Here is an 18,340-nt window from a genome sequence, read left to right as displayed (position 1 = left end):
TCCTTATCCTAGTTTTTTAAGTGCCTCTTTTATAAGATCGCTCGTGTTTTCACTCTTGCAATCAGGCAAAATTTTCACTATCTTCTCACGCTTAAAGCCAAGTGCCTCAAGTGCCAAAAGCGCCTCATTTTGGTAGCTTGGCACGCTCTCGTCACTTATTAGTTTTGCGTCACTTAGCTCGGCTATTATTCGCCTAGCTGTCTTTGGTCCGATACCTGGCACGCTTTTAAAAGTGTCAGCGTCGCCACTTATTATGGCGTTTGTAAATGCCTGCGAGCTAAGGCTAGAGCAAACCGCCATTGCTGTGCTAGCTCCGATGCCATTTAGCTTGATGAGCATCTCAAACATCTTTTGCTCGTTTGCGTCTAAAAAGCCGTAGAGTAAATTTGCGTCCTCTCTTATGATCTGCGTTATGGCAAGCTCGACCTTTTCGCCTTTACTAAGTTTTGCTGAGCAAAAAAGCGAGATGAAAATCCCATAACTTACTCCGCTATTTGTCTTAAGTATGGCAAATGCAGGCTCTTTTTTCGTAACGACGCCTTCGATTGCTTTTATCATCATTTAACCTTTTGTTCCATGAAATTTATATCCGCGTAGTCTTCAAGTTTGTTTGACTTTTTGATCTTATACTCGACCTCGCCGCCGTTATCAAATTTATCTAGCGTGATGACGTGAGCGGTCTCGTTTTGTTTTGAGATATAGGTGACATTTTGCGGAGGATCGACGATGACAAATCTTATCTCATTTAGCTCGATCCAGTTGCCTCTGTTTATCACTTTGGCTGAGAATATGCCATTTTGCATGATCTCAAGCTCATCTTTTAGATCAGCCAAAAGCTCTTTTTTCTCTTTAAATATCCTAAGCAAGGTGTTGTACTCATTAACGAGCCCTTGATACTCTTTTAGCTTTTTCATAAATGTAACTGGCGGTATCACCTTTGCCTTTGAGAGCTCCTCAATCTTAGCTTTTATCGTGTAGATCGAGTCTTTGTTCTCGTTGATGACATTTTTCTTGCTCTCTATGTTTTTTAGAAGCGTAGCTAGCTCAGACTTGGTGCTCTCTATCTTGCTTAGCTGATCTTGCGTAGCCTCTGCACTCTCAGGCATCTTGCTGGCGTCAATGATAAATTTATTATCAGTGCCTCTTAGATATCTAACGTCGATTAGGTGCGAGGCTGTGATGGTGCAGTTTGAGCCAAGTGTGTCTATCTGGATGTTTTGAGCTGTTATAGAGCCACCAACTACGCTATTAATTTTTACTCTTTTTGCTATGACAGTGCCACCTTCTAGCCTATCTATCTCGACGCTTTCAGCCTCAACCTTGCCGATGTGGATAGAAATTTTGGCGTGTTTGGCGTAAATTTTAGCCTTTTGGTGAGTTTGTCCGCCGATATTTACATCATTTGCCTTGACCATCGCATTTGCGCCGACGTTTCCTTTTACCTCGATCTCATCGGCCTCCACGATGATGCCAGTGCCGATGGCGTCTTTGATCGTATCAGTTTCGCGAACTACTAATGTGACGTTTGTGTCGGTGCCTGCTTGGATCGAGCCAGTCGTTTTAAAATTTGCTTCATTTATCTCTATGCGCTCTTCGATATCAAAAGAGCCGTTTTTCTCGACCACGTAACCTGCTTTTTTAGCGATATATTTTATGCTCTCGTCATTTTCTACGCGCTCGATATTTTCGCTTATGCTTATCTCTTTTTCGCTCTCTTCTTTTGGCTTTGCAACCTCTATAAGTTTGCCTCTTACGTCGCGTCCATTTGCCCCTTCGTGAGACTTTTTCTCCTCCATTATCACTTCATCTTTTGCCACGCCAAAGACAAAGCCCCTATCAGCGTAATCAACCTTATCTTCGTCTTTTAACCCATCAAGCTTATCTTTATAATAGTATATGATCTTTGCGTCGATCGCCTTTTTAGGGTTGATGCCTTGGGTTAAATTTAGCGTGTAGTCCTTGTCAAGCTCGCCTTTTACGTGGATTATCGAGGCGATTTGCTTTAGCTCCTCTTTTAGCTTACCGATCCTTATGCCTATTAAAATTTGAGCCTTCATAAGCTGTTTGGCAATGTATTCATAAAGCTTATCTTCGTAATGCTGCTCGTATTCGCACTCTTTGCTCGCTCTAACCTTTGCGATGACCTTTGTGATGGTTGAATTTACGCCGATATCGATCTTTGGTAGCTTTGGCGTGGCATTTAGCCTCACGTCAAAAAACTCCACGTCATAGACCTGCTCGATCTCTAGCGTCTCGTCGAGATAAAATGTGTTGTCATCAAAAAAGCTTAAATTTTCTTCAGGGACAAAAACTGGCTCGACGTTGTCTTTATTTTTGTAGTAAGTTAAGATATTTGAGAGTTTGTAATCTATAAATTCTACCGGCACGCTGTATTGTTTGCTTAACTCTTTAAGCGATAGATAAGGCGTTGAAGTTTGAATTTGCGTTGGCGGTAAAAATCTCTCGTTTTCTTGCACGTTCTCGCTCAAATTTGATCCATTTCACATAAAATTTTGGCTCTTATTATCTCTAAAACTTTATTAAATTTGGGTTATGTAAGCTTTAAAGCATCTTTTGTTACTATTGCGTTTTTAAATTTACTAGGTGGGCGATGTTTATAAAAGGCTTTTTTTCAAACTCAGTTGGCATCATGACTTCAAGGATTTTAGGGCTTATAAGAGATCTTTTAACGGCTTCTATCCTTGGTGCTGGCATATTTAGCGACCTCTTTTTTATAGCATTTAAGATACCAAATTTATTTCGCCGCATCTTTGGCGAGGGCGCCTTTACGCAGGCATTTTTGCCAAATTTTGCAAATAGCAAGAAAAAAGCGACCTTTCAGGCTGAAATTTTCATCAAATTTCTACTTTTTATAGGCGTTTTGACGCTTCTTGTAAATTTATTTACGCCCTACTTTATAAAGATCATCGCAAGCGGCTTGAGCGAGCAAAACATAACCGATGCAGTGCCACTTGTACGCATAAATTTCTACTATCTAGCCCTTGTTTATATCGTCACTTTCATGGGTGCGCTACTTCAGTATAAAGGGCATTTTGCCACGACTGCGTTTTCTACTGCGCTGCTAAATTTAGCCATGATAGCTTCACTGCTTTTGGCTCGTGGCAAGAGCGAGAGTGTGGTCGCACTTTATCTTAGCTTTGGCGTTGTTGCAGGCGGCATTTTGCAGGTTTTAGTACATCTAATCGCCATGAAATTTAACGCCTTAAATAAAATTTTCTGGGGTGGTCTAAGCGGATATTTTAAAGGCAAAAGAGCGCAGAGCAAAGGCTTTTTTACAAATTTCTACCACGGACTACTCGGCTCAAGTGCGATGCAGATAAGCGCATTTATGGATACTTGGCTGGCTAGCTTTTTGGTAAGTGGCTCGATAAGCTACCTCTTTTATGCAAATAGAATTTTTCAGCTCCCACTTGCCATCTTCGCGATCGCACTCTCTCAGGCACTCTTTCCAAAGATCACCAGACTTTTAAAACAAAAAGACGAAGCAAACGCCCTATTCTGGACGAAAAAGAGCTTTTATCTGCTACTTTGCGCCTTGCTAGCAGCCACGATCACAGGTGTTGTGCTAAGCGAGTTTATCATCTGGCTCTTGTTTGAAAGGGGAAATTTCGTAAGGGCAAACACCATTGAGTGCGCTAAGGTGCTAAGTGCCTATTTGGTGGGGCTTACGCCATTTGGACTGGCTAAAATTTTCTCACTTTGGCTCTATGCAAATATGAAGCAAAAAGAGGCAGCCAAAATTTCTATCATCTGCCTTGTGATAAATTTGATCCTGGCAGTCATTTTGATGCAGAAATTTGGAGCTGCTGGCCTTGCATTTGCAAGCTCGCTCGGGGGATTTTTGCAGCTTATTTTATACATTAGAGCCTTTGGAGCTAAGCGATTTTTAGCTATAATCGAGCCTAAATTTATAGCTGCCATCGCTATTTTGGCGGTTTTGCTCTATTTTGGTTTAACATTTTTAAAGGATATATTTAATGCGAATTTTTGATACTTCTAAAAGAGAAAAGGTTGAGTTTAGCCCTATTAAAGATGGTGAAGTAAGCATCTATCTGTGCGGCCCAACGGTCTATGACGACGCGCATTTGGGGCATGCAAAGTCAGCCGTTAGCTTTGATCTTTTAAGAAGGGTCTTAAAAGCGCTTGGCTACAAGGTCAAATTTGCAAGAAACTACACCGACATCGACGATAAAATTTTAAATAAAATGGCGCAGACTGGCCAAAGCCTAGAGGAGATCACAAATAAATATATAGCGCACTATGAGAGTGATATGGGCGCTTTAAACGTGCTTGATCCAGACTTTAAGCCAAAGGCTACGCAGTGCTTGGAGGCGATCATTAGCTACATCAAGGTGCTTATGGATAGAGGTGTGGCGTATAAAACGAGCGATGGAATTTACTTTGACACTAGCAAGGATAGTGGCTATTTTAGCATTAGTGGCAAGGATAACAACACCGATCTAATCGCACGCGTAGTATGTTTTTGCGAGAAAAGAGATGAAAAAGACTTTGTGCTTTGGAAATTTGACGAGAAATGGTACGAGAGCCCATTTGGCAAAGGTCGCCCTGGCTGGCACACCGAGTGCGTGGCGATGATAAGGGAGTTTTTAAGCGATAAAGAAAATGATAAATTTGAGATCGACATCCACGCTGGCGGTATCGACCTACTCTTTCCGCACCACGAAAATGAGGCAAGCCAGTGCAGATGTGCCTATCATAAAAATTTGAGCAAATACTGGATGCACAACGGCTTTATAAAAGTAAATAACGAAAAGATGAGCAAAAGCCTAAATAACAGCTTTTTTGTAAAGGACGCCCTAAAAAACATTCATGGCGAAGTGCTTAGATATTACTTGCTTACGAGCCATTATAGGGCTCATTTTAACTATTCAGATGAAGATCTAGTAGCCTCAAAAAAGAGGCTTGATAAAATTTACCGCCTCAAAAAAAGAGTTGATGGCGTGCAGGCTGGCATGGCAAGTGAGAGCTTTAAAAGTGAGCTACTTGAGGCACTAAGCGATGATCTAAACGCTTCAAAAGCGCTTGCAAGCGTCGATGAGTTTGTAAAAACGGCAAATGAAAGACTTGATAACAACCCAAAAGATAAAGCATATAAGGCCGAAGTGGTGGCAAATTTAGAGTTAATAAGCGAAATTTTAGGCATTGCTGTCACAAACTATGTGGAGTATTTTCAGTTTGGCGTAAGTGACGAGCAAAAAGAGCAGATAAAGAGGCTTCTTGATGAGCGCGCGGCAGCTAAAAAAGAGAGAAATTTCGCAAGAGCTGATGAGATAAGAGATGAGCTAGCAAAAATGAATATCTCTATCATGGATACGCCAAATGGCGCAGTTTGGGAGAGAAATAATGAATAATTTTGGCTTAAAAGATGTGCTAAAGCGCTTTGGTCCTTACTTTAAAGACTATATCCCACACTTCATCTTTGCCATCATCGGCATGGGACTTGCCAGTGGCGGAACGGCGGTAAGTGCCTATCTTGTGGAGCCTGTGCTAAATAAAATTTTCGTTGAAAAAAACGAAAAGCTACTTTACATCTTGCCTTGCGCCATCATCGCGATCTACGTTATAAAAAACATCGGAACCTTCATGCAGGCCTATTTTACGGCATATATCGGGCAAGATACGATTAGAAGATTTCGCGAAAAAATGGTTGCAAACCTTTTAAATTTAGATATGGATTTTTTCAATGAATTTAGAACCGGCGAGCTAATCAGCAGAACAACAAACGACATCGATCGTATAAGATCGATAGTATCAAGCATCATACCTGAGCTAACAAGAGAGTCAGTCACCATTATAGGGCTTCTTTGCGTCGTCATCTATCAAAGTCCAAAGCTGGCGTTTTTCGCCCTTGTCGTCATGCCAGTGGCGATCTATCCGATCTCGCGCCTTGCTAAAAGGATGAAGAAAATTTCAAAGCAGTCACAAGAAAAAACATCTGACATCACCTCTGCACTTAGTGAAATTTTTACAAATATCGAGATAATCAAAGCAAATAACGCCCAAGAATACGAGCATTCACGCTTTGTTGATGAAAATAATAAATTTTTTAGGCTAAATTTAAAAAGCGTCAAGATCGAGCAGCTAGTAAGCCCGCTAATGGAGACCATAGGCTCAATAGGTGTGGCAGCAGTCATAATAATAGGTGGCAAAGACGTCATCGATGGGCATATAAATATGGGCGCATTCTTTTCATTTCTAACAGCGCTTTTCATGCTCTACACCCCGCTAAAACGCATCGTAAATATCTACAACAAAATGCAAGATGCCATCGCAGCAAGCGAGAGGACGTTTTTCTTGATGGATAAGGTAAGCCAGATAAAAGATGGCCAAAAAGAGCTAAACGAAGAGATAAATTTGATCAAATTTAGCGATGTCCGCCTAAACTACGGCGACAAAGAGGTCTTAAAAGGGATAAATTTAGAGGCAAATAAGTCAGAATTTATAGCCCTTGTTGGCTCAAGTGGCGGCGGAAAAAGCTCGCTTATGAATTTGCTTATGAGATTTTACGACGTAAATGGCGGAGAAATTTTGATAAATGGCATAAATTTAAAAGATATCAAAATTCACTCACTTCGCCAAAATATCGGACTTGTAACCCAGCGTGTCTATATCTTTAACGACACAGTTGCTAAAAACGTAGCTTACGGCAGAGAATTTAACGAAGATGCCGTGATAAACGCACTAAAACTAGCCAATGCCTATGAGTTTGTAAGCAAGCTAGATAACGGCATAAACACTATCTTAAATGAATTTGGCACCAACCTCTCAGGCGGTCAAAGACAGCGCATCGCCATAGCTAGAGCGCTTTATCAAAACCCACAAATCCTAATCTTTGACGAGGCTACATCTGCACTTGATAACGAGAGCGAAAAAGAGATCACAAAGGCGATAAATAATCTAAGAAGCAAGAAGATCATCTTCGTCATCGCTCACCGCTTAAGCACGGTTGAAAATGCCGATAAAATCGCAGTTTTGAGTGATGGCAAGATCATTGATAGTGGAAGCGACGAGGAGCTTAGCAAGAGAAATGAAATTTATGCAAGGCTTAAGGGCAAAGCCTTAGTTTAAGGCGATTTTTGCTAAGATTTGCAGAAATTTTAGGCATTTTAAAGAGGTTAAAATGAGCTTAAACTACAATACTTTAAAATCTATATTTTTCAAATTTGATCCTGAAACTGCCCACAAGATCGCTGAAGTAGCGATGGTTGGGGCAAATAAAATCTTCCCTGGCTCGCTAAGCTTTTTAGCAAACAAATGCGTGGTCGATGACAACGCGCTAAAACAAAATTTATTCTCAAGCACCTATCACAACCCAGTTGGCATAGCTGGTGGCTTTGATAAAAACGCCACGATGTTTGAGGCGCTAACGGCTCTTGGTTTTGGACATTTAGAATTTGGCACATTTACACCAAAACCACAACCTGGCAACGCAAAACCAAGGCTTTTTAGGCTCATAGACGAAGAGAGCATCCAAAATGCGATGGGCTTTAACAACGAAGGCTGTGAGGCTATCAAAAATAGAGTTAAAAAAATATATCCTTTCACCATACCAATCTGGGCAAACATCGGTAAAAACAAGGTTACGCCAAACGAAGATGCGATAAAAGACTATGAAATTTTAGTAAGAGAATTTAGTGAAATTTGCGACACGTTTGTCATAAACGTCTCATCGCCAAACACGCCAAATTTAAGAGCGCTTCAAGATGAGAGCTTCATAAAAGAGCTTTTTAGCGTCATTTTGCCACTTACTAAAAAGCCGATCATCTTTAAAATTGCTCCTGATATGAGCCACGAAGATGCGATCAAGCTTTGTAGCTGCGCGGTAGAAAACGGCGCTAGTGGCGTGCTTGTTTCAAATACAAGCGTTGATTATTCACTCTCTCACTCGTCAAATTTAAAGGATTTTGGCGGACTAAGCGGCAAGGTGATCGCCAAAAAGTCAAAAGATATCTTTAAAGCCGTGGCTGATGAGCTTTATGGCAAGACGACGCTTATCGCGTGTGGCGGCATAGATAGCGGCGCAGAGGCTTATGAGCGCATAAAAATGGGAGCAAATTTAGTTCAAATTTTTACAAGCTTTATCTTTAAAGGGCCGATGATCGCAAGGGATATAAATTTAGAAATTTTAGAGCTTTTAAAAAGAGATGGCTTTGCCTCTATCAGCGAAGCAGTCGGCGCAAATGTTAAAAAATAGAGGGCAAGAGATTGATAAAATTTAATAAATTTAAACTAGAAAATGGACTTGAAATTTATCACGTGCCAGTAAATCCTGGCTCAAAAGTGATAAGCGTCGATGTCTTTTATAAAGTTGGCTCCAGAAACGAAGTGATGGGCAAAAGCGGCATCGCTCACATGCTAGAGCATCTAAATTTCAAATCAACCAAAAATTTACGAGCTGGGGAATTTGATGAGATCGTAAAGGGCTTTGGCGGCGTAAATAACGCAAGCACTGGCTTTGACTACACTCACTACTTTATAAAAGCCTCAAATGAAAATTTAGACAAAACGCTTGGTCTTTTTGCCGAGCTTATGAAAAATTTAAGCCTAAAAGATAAAGAATTTCAGCCAGAGCGCGAGGTGGTGCATGAAGAGCGCAGGTGGCGAACAGACAACAACCCAATGGGATACCTCTACTTTAGGCTCTACAACCACGCATTTATCTACCACCCATACCACTGGACGCCAATAGGCTTCATAAAAGATATCGAAAACTGGAAGATCGCTGATATAAAAGAATTTCACGCTACATACTATCAGCCAAAGAACGCCATTTTGATGATAAGTGGCGACATCGGCAAGGACGAGGCATTTAAGTTAGCTAAGAAAAACTTTAGCAGCGTAAAAAACAAAAGAGCTATACCAAAACTGCACTGCAAAGAGCCTGAGCAAGACGGCGCAAGAAGGGCTATCATCTACAAAGATAGCCAAACGCAAATGCTAGCTATCGCTTATAAGATCCCAGACTTTAGGCATGCTGATCAAGTGGGGCTAAATGCGATAAGCGAATATTTAGCCACTGGCAAAAGCTCCATTTTGCAGCAGCACCTTGTCGATGAGCTCATGCTTGTAAATCAAATTTATGCTTACAATATGAGCTGCGTTGATGAAAATTTATTTATATTTTTAGCAGTTTGCAACCCAGACGTCGAAGCGAGCGCGGTTGAAACCGAAATTTTAAAGATCATAGATGATCTAAAGAAAAAAACAATCGACAAAGAGGATGTTTTAAGAGTTAAAAATTTGATAAAAACTGATTTTATCTACTCATTTGAGAGCGCGAGCAAGGTGGCAAATTTATACGGCTCATACCTTGCTAGAGGCGATATAAAGCCACTTTACGAGCTTGAAAAAAATATAGATAATATAGATGCCAAGCTTTTAAAAGAGATAGCAAATAGATATTTCAACGAAAAAACTAGCACGACAATAATCTTAAAAAAGGAATAGACGTGAAAAATTCGCTTCAAGGTGCGATGACAGCACTAGTTACGCCATTTAAAAATCAAAAATTAGACGAAGCCAGTTTTGAAAAACTGATAAAAAGACAGATAAAACACGGCATAGACGTCGTTGTACCAGTAGGAACTACTGGCGAGAGCGCGACTCTAACGCATGATGAGCACAGAATTTGCATCGAGATAGCAGTAGATGCATGTAAAGGCACAAACGTCAAGGTGCTCGCTGGGGCTGGCAGCAACGCCACTCACGAGGCCATAGGTATCGCTAAATTTGCCCAAGCTCACGGCGCTCACGGCATCCTATCAGTCGCTCCTTACTACAACAAACCAACTCAAGAGGGGCTTTACGAGCACTACAAGGCCATAGCAAATAGCATAGAAATTCCAGTACTTCTTTACAACGTCCCAGGCAGAGTTGGCGTAGATATCTTGCCAGCGACCGTTTTTAGACTTTTTAAAGATTGTAAAAATATTTATGGCATCAAAGAGGCGACAGGAAGTATCGATAGATGCGTCGATCTACTAGCTCACGAGCCTGATTTGGTAGTCATTAGCGGCGAAGATGCTATAAACTACCCTATCCTCTCAAATGGCGGAAAGGGCGTCATCTCAGTCACTGCAAACCTCTTACCAGATCAAATTTCACAGCTTACGCACCTTGCGATGAGCGAAGAGTATAAAAAAGCAAAACTGATAAATGACAACCTCTACACGATCAATAAAACGCTCTTTTGCGAAAGCAACCCGATACCGATCAAAGCGGCGATGTATCTAGCTGGACTGATCGACACTTTGGAGTACCGCTTGCCACTTTGCAAACCGAGCAAAGAAAATTTCAAAAAGATAGAAGAAGTTATTAAAAATTACGAAATAAAGGGATTTTAATGAAGGACACACTAAACGAATTTAAAGGTAAAACGCTAGTCATCAGTGGCGGCACTAGAGGCATCGGCAGAGCCATAGTCGAAGAATTTGCAAAAGCTGGCGTAAATATAGCATTTACCTATAACTCAAACGAGGAGCTTGCCAAAGAGCAGGCAAAAGAGCTTGAGGCTACTTACAAGATAAAAGCTAGAGCCTACGCGCTAAACATCCTTGAGCCAGAGACTTATAAGGAGCTATTTTTAAAGATAGATGAGGACTTTGACAGGGTTGATTTTTTCATCTCAAACGCTATCATCTCAGGCCGCGCAGTAGCTGGCGGATACACTAAATTTATGAAGCTAAAACCAAGAGGTATAAACAATATTTTTACAGCAACCGTAAATGCCTTTGTCGTAGGCACGCAAGAAGCCGCAAAACGCATGGAAAAAGTGGGTGGCGGAAGCATCATCAGCCTAAGCTCAACTGGAAATTTAGTCTATATAGAAAACTACGCAGGCCACGGCACAGCAAAAGCGGCCGTTGAGGCGATGGCGAGATATGCTGCTACCGAGCTTGGCGAGAAAAACATCCGTGTCAATGTCGTAAGTGGCGGCCCTATCGAGACAGACGCACTAAGAGCCTTTACAAACTACGAAGAGGTGCGCGATATGACGGCAAAGCTTAGCCCTCTAAACCGCATGGGACAGCCGACTGATCTAGCTGGAGCGTGTCTATTTTTATGCTCGTCTAAGGCTAGCTGGGTGACTGGGCATACATTTGTGATAGACGGCGGCACGACATTTAAATGAGAAATTTGAAATTTACAGGCAAAAAGGCATATTTGTGAGTTTAAATTTACCAAATGCGTTAGCATTTTTTAGGATACTGCTAGCTCCGCTTATGTTTTTTATGATTGTAAACGCGCCTAGCATCTTTACACAAATTCATATAAGCTGGATAAACTACTTCGCAGCTCTTATCTTTGTGATCGCCTCGGTGACTGACTTTTTTGACGGCTACATCGCGAGGTGTTGGGATCAAAAAACCAAGCTTGGCACGATCCTCGACCCGCTAGCTGATAAGATGCTGATCTTAGCTGCATTTTTAGGCCTTATGATGCTTGGCAGAGCGAGCGCTTGGGCTGTTTATCTTATCTTGGTAAGAGAGTTTTTTATAACTGGCTTTCGTGTCGTGATGGCAAGTGACGGCGTTGAAGTTGCAGCTTCGATGGCTGGCAAGGTAAAAACCGTCTCGCAGATGTTTGCGGTTGGATTTTTACTGATGAGCTGGCCTGGTGGCGAGCTTTTGCTCTGGATCGCTGTTGCGCTCACGCTTTATTCTGGGTTTGAGTACATTTTTGCCTACGTAAAAGCGATGAAAAAGAGTTAAATTTGAGCTGTGACCTGCAAGAGATTATTCTAAAACGCACTGCAAATTTAGAGCCAGCGCTGCAAAAACAAGCCAAAAAACTAAATCAAAAGATCATCAATACATCTTTTTATCATAATGCTAAAAATTTAGAAAAGATCGGCAGCGTGATAAGCCCCGAGCTAAATGAATTTTTACTAAGCTGCGCTTTAGAATACGACAAAACCCATGCAGATAAATTTGATACGTTTGATAACGACGTAGAGACTTTGCGTGGCATTTGGAGTGCGATGAGCTTTTCAAAAAGTCCTGAAATTTTAGACTATCTAAGCACGCAGACCACTCGCTCGGTATCGCACCGCTCGTTTGCCCATAGATACATCTTTGAAATTTTACGCTTGCAAGAGAGAGCTGGCCGCACACACCCGCTGCTTGCCAAGCTTTATGACTATTATGATGGCTTGCAAGCAAAATTACCTATATATGAGCTTTTACGTCGTATCGGTGTAAGCCCTGTTGATCCTTATGATTTTGACATCTCGCTAAATGCTGTAAATTTTGGCTACTGGTTTAGCAATCAAGGCTTAAGCGATGAGGAGCTAGCTAGCAAATTTCACTTAGAAATTCGCCTTTTTGCACCATTTGTGTATGATCACACATTTGAGATAGAGCTTAGAAACGACGCTGTACCAAGGGCTAGAATAAATTTTAACGATGATGGCATGAGCTTTTTGCAAGAGCTGCCAAAAGATATTTTGCCCTGCCCTGATATTTTAAATTTAAAGCCATTTGTTGATCAAATAAAGTCACGTTTTGATCTGAAATTTGACCTAGATGATAAAGATAAAAGTTATTTTAGCGTCAGCAAAGGGCTAAATAGAGCCAAAATACTCTCTTGGCTAAAGGAAATTTTCGCCTAAATGGCAAGCCAAATTTGAGAGTAAATTTATAAACTTTGGCTAAAATCTCAACAATTTTTTCAAAAAAAGGTAAGTTTTGAAAGGCATTCTCTTCACGCTAGCCCTGCTTTGCCTTGGGCTTTATGCGTATTCGTTTTATTTTTTAGTGACCGTTTTAGCCATTAGTTTTCTCATATTTTTTCACGAGCTTGGCCACTTTTTAGCAGCAAGATCGCTTGGCGTCAAAGTAAATACCTTTAGCATCGGCTTTGATGAGAAAATTTACACCAAAAACATTGGTGGCACCGACTACTGCCTAAGGGCTATCCCAATTGGCGGATATGTGGAGCTAAAAGGGCAAGACGACACCGATCCAAAGGCCAAAAACTACGACGCGGACAGCTACAACGTGCTAAGCCCGCTAAAGCGTATCTACATCCTCTTTGCAGGGCCATTTTTTAACTTTATCTTGGCGTTTTTTATATACATTTTACTTGGATTTATCGGCGTTGAGAGGCTTGCACCAAGTGTCGGCCATATAGCAGAAAACTCGGCAGCCGCGAGCGCTGGCATAGCAATAAACGATAAAATTTTAGAGATAAATGGCATAAAAATAACCGAGTGGGACGAGATCAGCAAAAATGTAAAACACGAGCCAAGCACCATTTTGATAGACCGCAACGGCTCGTCACTAACTATAAATTTAACACCAAAGATAGGCGAGACAATAAATCCTTTTAATGAAAAAGTGCAGCGCCCATTGATCGGGATCTCTCCAAATGGCGAAGTGGTGAAAATTTATCACACAGGTCTTGGTAGCCTTAAATTTGCCTTTGGCGAGACGATCGAGGCTTCAAAGCTCATCTTTAAAAGCTTTACCAAGCTTGTAAGCGGGGCCGTGCCACTAAAAGAGGTCGGCGGTATCTTGCAGATCGCCGATGTCACTTCAAAAGCCGCTCAGATCAGCGTTAGCGTGTTGCTTCTCATCACAGCGCTCATCTCTGTGAATTTAGGCGTTTTCAATTTATTCCCCATCCCTGCGCTTGATGGCGGCCACATACTTTTTAACCTATATGAGCTAGTTTTTAGGCGCGAGGTCAATGAGCGGGTGCTTGTCGTGCTCACCTACTGCGGCTGGGCGCTACTGCTTGGCATCATGGTGCTCGCGACATTCAATGACATTATGAGATTAAGCGGAGGTTTATGATGATAGTTTTAAAAGAGCTGCTTGAAAAGATCGAAAATTTAAGCAAAGACGTGACACTAATAGCCGTTAGCAAAAATGTGACATGCAATGAAGTAAGGGAGCTTTACGTACAAGGGCAGAGAAATTTTGGCGAAAACAGAGTCCAAGAGCTAGCCAAAAAAGAGCTAGAGCTGCAAGATTTTGCTGGCATCAAATGGCACATGATTGGCCGCCTGCAAAACAATAAAATCAATCAAATGATAAGCCTAAAGCCAGTGCTTTGGCAAAGCTGCGATAGCTTCGAAAGAGCCGTAGAGGTTGATAAAAGACTTAGCTACAAGCTAGATACGCTACTTCAGATAAACTCGGCCGATGAAGACACAAAGCAAGGTGTGAGCGTGGCAAATGCGGCTGAAATTTATGAGCGCATCCAAAGCGAGTGCAAAAATATAAATTTAAAAGGCGTGATGAGTATCGGAGCGCATGTGGACGAGCCAAAAGAGGTGCAAAAGAGCTTTGAGCTAACATATAAAATTTATGAGAGCCTAAAACCAAAAGGCGCAACTATCTGCTCGATGGGCATGAGTAGCGACTTCGAACTAGCGATAAAATGCGGCTCAAATATGGTTCGCCTTGGGACAATGCTATATCTATAAATTTGTCCCTTTTGGGGCAAATTTACCTTTCTGCTCCTTTTTAAATTTTAATCTAAGTTATATGATTTTATAATGCAGTTAAATAAATTTTTAACAATAAAGGAGTAAATGTGTTTAAAAATTTTATCCTAATGGCTGTTGCGATCTTGTTCATCTCGGGTTGCGGTAGAGCTGAAAAGATAGCTAGGATCGAGCAAAAATGCGCAAATAATGAAGCCGTTTGGTGTTTAAAGCTTGGCAAAACATATGCTAGAAGAGATATCAACAAAGGTGTCATGTACTATCAAAAAGCTTGCGATCTAGGCGATAAAAGGGGTTGTTACAGACTTGCGGTTTTACTAAACTCAAAATCAATCAACTCAAAAAAAGATAATGAAACGATCGTAAAATCACTAACCAAATCATGCGATCTTGGCACGCCAAAAGCTTGCTTTGAACTTGGCGAATACTACGAAGATGACCCAAAAATGCAAGGCAAAGCAAATGAGCTATTTGCAAAATCATGCGAGCAAAGATTTGGTCTTGCTTGCTATAAACTAGCTGACTTTTACGGCGAGAAAAACGATGCAGCCACTCAAAAAAGTTACCTAGAGCTAGCGTGCAAATACCGCTATAAAGTAGCTTGCGAAGAAGTAGGTGACGATAAAAAATAAATAACATTTTTTTGTGCAGGGGAGCACACATCTCCCCATGCTCTTTTAATATCAAACCGCTGGAACGCCTTTTGCTTTAAACTATAAAAGAAAGCTAGGAGGTCAAGCTATGAATAGTATTAGCATCTTAAGCACAAATGTAAATTCATATACCAGGCAACAACACAAGCAAAATAGATCTGCAAATTTTAGTGATGTTTTTAACCAAAAAACCAAAGAAGAAAGTAGTAAGCCAAGCCAAGAGCCTGCTAAATTTAACTATATCTCTTCATCACAAAACAGCCTCACCTCTTTAAATTTCAGTGATCTTCAAGCTTATGGCTACACAGTAGATAAGGCTGGCTTTATGGGAGCTGACTTTAACAAAGCAGCAGGCTTGCCACAGGACTTTAAAATCCACAAAAGCACGCTTGATGAGATAGTTAGATACAACAACAAAACATATCTCTTTACGCAAGATAGAAGCAAGGCTGCCTTTGAAAAGATAGACGTAGCTGATACTACAAAGCACTACTATAAACTTTTTAAAAGCATTGTGAGCGATGAAAAAGGTAGATATGGCGAAGCTGATCTAGCAAATTTACCAAAGGGCTTTAGCTTGGATACCAACCAAAAAACCTTTGGCAAAAATGCAAATTTCTTAAAAGATGTGAGCCTGATATCTGTTACAAATGTATATAAAACTTTTGATCAAGTTAATGATGCAAAGAGCGTTAGAGATGAGCTTAGGGGTTTTGGAGTAAGCCACGAGGTCTATGAGCTAAATTTTAGCAAAGAGCATCTTGATGCAAAAGCCAGTGATGAATATACATTTAACCCTGACATGTCGGTATATCAAGCAGATAATGCTTATAGCAAGGCTGGTGTGTTTGTGGGATTTTTAAAGAGCTTTAGTCCTATCGCTAGTGATAGTGGCGAGACGAAGCTTAGTGTGGAAGCAAGCTCTTACTCAAAGCTAATGAACGAGCAAAGCTTGGCTGATGATGTAGTGCCTCTCTCAAGGCTTTTGAAAAATGAGAAGATGATCAAATTTATCTTAGAAGAGCTACTAAAGAGAAATTTACTCACTTCAAAAGATGGCAAAAGTGCGAGCGAAATAGTAGATAGTGTGCTAGCTCATGCCACAAAGCTTCAAAACGAGACAAAAGTTTAAATAGATAAATTTAAAAGGTGGCTGTCTTTAACCAGTTAAGCCATCTTATTTAAAATTTGCTTCTTATCTATCTTTTGCATAAGCTCTAAGACGTCTATGCCTCTTTTTTCTTTAAAATTTAAAAGCTCTCTTGCATAGATAAATTTTTGATCCTTGTTTATATCATAGGTCTCATACTTCTTCTTAACCTGCATAGGTTTAAATTTCTTCTCACTTTGCTCTTTGGCAAAATTTGCATTGTATTCTTGTTCTTCTTTGTGTAGCTTGGCTAGAAATTCTTTATGCTCTTTTGTGGTTTTTTCTACATCTTCTCTATAAAGCTTCTTAAACTCTTCTATGCTTAGATCTGCTCTAGCAAACAATCTAGCGCCATCATTACTCATCATTGTATCTTCAGGAAACGAGTTCATAAAATCTTCTAGCTCAGCCTCTTCTTCTTTTGTGCCGATACCAACCATCAGTCCAGATATTGTTGGCTTGCCATCTACTGAGTTAGAAAGCAACCAGTCCATGTGAGATTGTAATACATTGATTTCGAATTCCTCTAAGTTTTCTGGATATTTTGATAATAAAGCTCGCCTTTCATCAATGGTATAGCTATACTTTTCGGAGAGCATACTGTCTATCTTTTTTATGGTTTCTGTTATCCAGTTTTCACTACTTCTGTCTTCTTTGATGTATTTTTCAACATTATCAATTATTAAATTTTGCATATATGAATCAATTAGAGCCTTTTCTTGCTCCTTTGACATTTTTACATTTTCTTTTTGGATAGTATTATCTTGTATCGGTGTATTGCTAAGTCCGTTTATACTAGTTATCATTTAAACTCCCCCTTACGCCTTTATATCAACATCTCTTTTTATACCAAGCATATCTACCAGGTATTTTCCAGCTGGGTTTTCATTTAGCTCTTTTACTAAATTTAAAGGTGGCATGCTAAATTTCAAAAAGCTATCCATAAAGTCTTTGCTCTTTTTACCATCTTTGTCTATCTCACCAAAGAGTAGCTTTAGCATTTTTAGATTACGCTCCATCATCTTTTTAAATGAGAGCTCGTCTTCTTCATATCCCCTACGTCTATCTTCAGGAGTGCTGACAAAGCCACTTTCTAAGTCGATATAGACAAAGTCTCTTTTAGATCTGATGTAGTCTTGCATATATTTAGGCATGCCAGCTATGTCATTATCAGTAGCATTTATAAAGCCAGGTCCAAATTTCATCTCGCCCATAAGTTCAAACAGCTCAAAAGCTCTATTAAATTCTTTACTATCTATGCTCTTATCATAGCCTTCTCTTTTGCCTTGTGCTGTTGTCTCGCCCTCTCTTACATCAAGGTTGTTGTTTATGACGGCTGCTATGAGACCGCCTTTAGTTATTGAGCCATCTTTATTAGTGTATTTCTCTCCATGCGGATCCATAAATACACCACTTCCCACACTCTCCTTGCCGCCATTGTTGTTGTTAAAGATATCTGTTGTTGGCTTTAGTGGCTGTCTGCCGTCTCCTCCTTTAAAGCTTAGGTTGAAAAAAAGCGTGCTTATCATCTGCTTATTTGACTCTTTGCCGTTAAAATCAGCCGCAGCCGAGCCAAATTCATGAATGGAGTTATGGATTTTGGTTACTTGCATACTTTGGCGGTTATAAGAAAAGCCTTGAGGGAAATTTCTTATCTCATCTAAGCTAAAGCTATCTTTTGAGTTTAGTGTGTCTTCGCCAACTACTTGGGAGAGAATTTTATAGGCATTATTTACAGTTTTTAGTATATCGATGCTATCAAAAGTCCTTTGCATATAGTCAGACTGCGTCTCTATCCTGACTAACGACTCCAGCGTGCTTGAGTGAATTTTATAATCACTTGGAATGCCAGCTTGCTTGTTAAACTCATCTGTAAAGTAGCCATCCTTATCTACCTTGTAGCCTAAAACTTCTGAGCTGGTTTGGTTGGTAGAAGCTTTGGTTGATACCTTTATGTTCTGCTCTAAATTCAAGGGGTAGCTACCAAGTGCGTTTATCATCTTAGATCCTTTTAGCTTTAACTCACACCAAAGATATCGTCTT

General features: G+C 40.4%; 17 protein-coding genes. 13 read left to right on the top strand and 4 right to left on the bottom strand.

The genetic code is table 11. The features are described 5' to 3' along the window. Window positions 1-3: 3 nt before the first annotated feature. The gene (gene ruvA, locus CYP77_RS05035; RefSeq protein WP_021085097.1) at window positions 4-558 is read right to left on the bottom strand and encodes a Holliday junction branch migration protein RuvA; all 555 of its coding nucleotides are present in this window, start codon (window positions 556-558) and stop codon (window positions 4-6) included. After that, a complete protein-coding gene (locus tag CYP77_RS05030; RefSeq protein ID WP_103565673.1) occupies window positions 558-2,489 on the bottom strand; it encodes a flagellar assembly protein A in 1,932 nt (643 codons plus the stop codon). The genes ruvA and CYP77_RS05030 overlap by 1 nt, the downstream gene beginning before the upstream one ends. Window positions 2,490-2,611: 122 nt before the next feature. Between CYP77_RS05030 and murJ the strand changes: the two genes are divergently transcribed. From murJ to CYP77_RS04965, 13 genes are all read left to right on the top strand, one after another. Further along, window positions 2,612-4,012, top strand: coding sequence for a murein biosynthesis integral membrane protein MurJ (gene murJ, locus CYP77_RS05025; RefSeq protein ID WP_103565675.1), 1,401 nt, complete (start codon window positions 2,612-2,614; stop codon window positions 4,010-4,012). After that, a complete protein-coding gene (gene cysS, locus CYP77_RS05020) occupies window positions 3,999-5,393 on the top strand; it encodes a cysteine--tRNA ligase (RefSeq protein ID WP_103565677.1) in 1,395 nt (464 codons plus the stop codon). Before murJ ends, cysS begins: the two co-directional genes overlap by 14 nt. Then, window positions 5,386-7,110 (top strand): ABC transporter ATP-binding protein, encoded by a 1,725-nt coding sequence (locus CYP77_RS05015; RefSeq protein ID WP_103565679.1) that lies wholly within the window; start codon window positions 5,386-5,388, stop codon window positions 7,108-7,110. The genes cysS and CYP77_RS05015 overlap by 8 nt, the downstream gene beginning before the upstream one ends. Window positions 7,111-7,162: 52 nt before the next feature. Beyond that, a complete protein-coding gene (locus tag CYP77_RS05010) occupies window positions 7,163-8,236 on the top strand; it encodes a quinone-dependent dihydroorotate dehydrogenase (protein WP_103565681.1) in 1,074 nt (357 codons plus the stop codon). A gap of 11 nt (window positions 8,237-8,247) precedes the next feature. Further along, window positions 8,248-9,489, top strand: coding sequence for a M16 family metallopeptidase (locus tag CYP77_RS05005; protein WP_103565684.1), 1,242 nt, complete (start codon window positions 8,248-8,250; stop codon window positions 9,487-9,489). A 26-nt stretch (window positions 9,490-9,515) separates the two neighbouring features. Next, a complete protein-coding gene (dapA, locus tag CYP77_RS05000) occupies window positions 9,516-10,385 on the top strand; it encodes a 4-hydroxy-tetrahydrodipicolinate synthase (protein WP_410002949.1) in 870 nt (289 codons plus the stop codon). Then, on the top strand, window positions 10,385-11,173 hold the full coding sequence (locus tag CYP77_RS04995) for an enoyl-ACP reductase (protein ID WP_103565688.1): 789 nt from the start codon (window positions 10,385-10,387) through the stop codon (window positions 11,171-11,173). Before dapA ends, CYP77_RS04995 begins: the two co-directional genes overlap by 1 nt. Window positions 11,174-11,207: 34 nt before the next feature. Next, window positions 11,208-11,753 carry a CDP-diacylglycerol--glycerol-3-phosphate 3-phosphatidyltransferase gene (pgsA, locus tag CYP77_RS04990; protein ID WP_103565691.1) on the top strand — a complete coding sequence of 182 codons (546 nt, stop codon included), beginning with the start codon at window positions 11,208-11,210 and terminating at the stop codon, window positions 11,751-11,753. 2 nt (window positions 11,754-11,755) lie between these two features. Further along, entirely contained in the window at window positions 11,756-12,652 is an 897-nt protein-coding gene (locus CYP77_RS04985) for a hypothetical protein (RefSeq protein ID WP_103565693.1), read from the top strand. A 76-nt stretch (window positions 12,653-12,728) separates the two neighbouring features. After that, complete coding sequence (gene rseP / locus CYP77_RS04980) at window positions 12,729-13,838, top strand: RIP metalloprotease RseP (protein ID WP_103565695.1); 1,110 nt, start codon at window positions 12,729-12,731, stop codon at window positions 13,836-13,838. After that, window positions 13,835-14,473, top strand: coding sequence for a YggS family pyridoxal phosphate-dependent enzyme (locus CYP77_RS04975; protein ID WP_103565698.1), 639 nt, complete (start codon window positions 13,835-13,837; stop codon window positions 14,471-14,473). Before rseP ends, CYP77_RS04975 begins: the two co-directional genes overlap by 4 nt. 110 nt (window positions 14,474-14,583) lie before the next feature. Then, the gene (locus tag CYP77_RS04970) at window positions 14,584-15,126 is read left to right on the top strand and encodes a tetratricopeptide repeat protein (RefSeq protein WP_103565701.1); all 543 of its coding nucleotides are present in this window, start codon (window positions 14,584-14,586) and stop codon (window positions 15,124-15,126) included. Between the two features lie 109 nt (window positions 15,127-15,235). Further along, window positions 15,236-16,279 (top strand): Cj0814 family flagellar-dependent secreted protein, encoded by a 1,044-nt coding sequence (locus CYP77_RS04965; RefSeq protein WP_103565703.1) that lies wholly within the window; start codon window positions 15,236-15,238, stop codon window positions 16,277-16,279. Between the two features lie 35 nt (window positions 16,280-16,314). Here the strand turns inward: CYP77_RS04965 and CYP77_RS04960 are convergent, their stop codons facing one another. Together CYP77_RS04960 and CYP77_RS04955 are read right to left on the bottom strand one after the other, a co-directional pair. Then, window positions 16,315-17,103, bottom strand: coding sequence for a cell surface protein (locus tag CYP77_RS04960; protein ID WP_103565705.1), 789 nt, complete (start codon window positions 17,101-17,103; stop codon window positions 16,315-16,317). A gap of 12 nt (window positions 17,104-17,115) precedes the next feature. After that, window positions 17,116-18,297 (bottom strand): Cj0814 family flagellar-dependent secreted protein, encoded by a 1,182-nt coding sequence (locus CYP77_RS04955; protein WP_103565708.1) that lies wholly within the window; start codon window positions 18,295-18,297, stop codon window positions 17,116-17,118. Between the last annotated feature and the right edge of the window lie 43 nt (window positions 18,298-18,340).

Origin of the sequence: Campylobacter concisus (genome assembly GCF_002913865.1) — a bacterium.
Taxonomy (GTDB): Bacteria; Campylobacterota; Campylobacteria; order Campylobacterales; family Campylobacteraceae; genus Campylobacter_A; species Campylobacter_A concisus_AM.
The sequence above is the reverse complement of the archived record's forward strand: the minus strand, read 5'-3'. Positions and strand labels throughout refer to the sequence as shown.